Here is a 1,467-nt window from a genome sequence, read left to right on the forward strand (position 1 = left end):
CCCGGGGCAACCGGGGGGGCGGGGGGGGCGGGCGCGGGGGGGCGGGGGGCGGGGGGCGGGGGGGGGGGGGGCCGGGGGCGGCGGGGGGGGGGGGGGGGGGGGGGGGCGGCGCGGGGCGCCGCAGCCGGCTCCTACAGCACGGGGTGGACGTCCTCGGGCGCCGCGACCGGCGTGGCGGAGAAGGAGAACGCCGCCAGCGCCTCGGCACCCGCCGCAGCCGGGTCCGTCCCCTCGCGCCGGTGCACCTCCACGAGCGCCTCGCCCTCCTGCACCCGGTCCCCGACCTGACGGCGCAGCACCACGCCCACGGCGTGGTCGACCCGGTCGCCCTGGAGCAGCCGCCCCGCCCCCAGGCGCAGCGCCAGCCGGCCCACGGCGCGGGCGTCGATCCCGGCGACCCAGCCGGAGCGGGGCGCGGTGACCACGTCCACGCACGGCGCGGCGGGCAGCAGTCCCGGGTCGTCCACGACGCGGGCGTCACCGCCCTGCCGCGCCACCCAGTCGCGGAACACCGCCAGGGCTCGCCCGCTGTCCACGGCGTCCCGCACCCGGGCCCCGGCCTCGGCGGGGGACACACCCGGCTCGGCCAGCCGCAGCATTTCGACGGCGAGGGTGTGCGCCAGCGCGCTGAACCCGGGTATCCGGCGGCCGCGCAGGGCCTGCACGACCTCCGCGACTTCCAGGGCGTTGCCCACGGCGAGGCCCAGCGGCCGGCTCATGTCGCTCAGCACGACCCGGCAGGGCAGGCCGGACAGCTCGCCGATGCGGATCATCATCCTGCCGAGCTCCTCGGCCCGGACGGCGTCGCCGACCAGCGCCCCCGAACCGTACTTGACGTCGATCACCGCCCCGTCGGTCCCGGCGGCGATCTTCTTGCTCATCACGCTCGCCGCGATGAGCGGCAGGCTCTCCACGGTGCCGGTGACGTCGCGCAGCGCGTACGTGGCACCGTCGGCCGGTACCAGCCGCGCGTTCTGGGCGACCACCGCCATCCCGCTGCCGTCCAGCACGTCGAGGATCTCCTCGTGCGCCAGGTCGACCCGCAGACCGGGGATCGACTCCAGCTTGTCGATGGTGCCGCCCGCGAAGTCGAGCCCCCGCCCGCTGATCTTCATCACCGAGACGCCGCACGCCGCGACGACGGGCGCCACGAACAGGGTGGTCTTGTCGCCCACGCCCCCCGTGCTGTGCTTGTCGATCAGGGGCCGGGAACGGCCCGAGAAGTCCAGGCGGTCCCCCGATTCCACGTACGCCCTCGTCAGCGCGGTCGTCTCGGCCTCGTCCATGCCGCGGCAGGCCACGGCCATCAGCCACGCCGCCATCTGGTAGTCGGGCACGGCCCCCTGCCCGTACGCGTGCACCAGCGCCTCGATGGGGGCGCGTTAGTTGCGGGCCCCCGGGCGGGTTGCGCGGTTTGGGGGCCGCTCCCGCGCGGCGGGGCAGCGGGGGGGGGGGGGGGGGGCCGCC

1 protein-coding gene is annotated in these 1,467 nt (G+C 77.7%); it reads right to left on the minus strand.

The genetic code is table 11. The features are described 5' to 3' along the window. Positions 1-131: 131 nt before the first annotated feature. Positions 132-1,373 (minus strand): thymidine phosphorylase, encoded by a 1,242-nt coding sequence (locus ACFVGY_RS14175; RefSeq protein WP_385676331.1) that lies wholly within the window; start codon positions 1,371-1,373, stop codon positions 132-134. Positions 1,374-1,467 lie beyond the last annotated feature (94 nt).

This window comes from Streptomyces sp. NPDC127106 (genome assembly GCF_042677605.1).
Classification (GTDB): Bacteria; Actinomycetota; Actinomycetes; order Streptomycetales; family Streptomycetaceae; genus Streptomyces.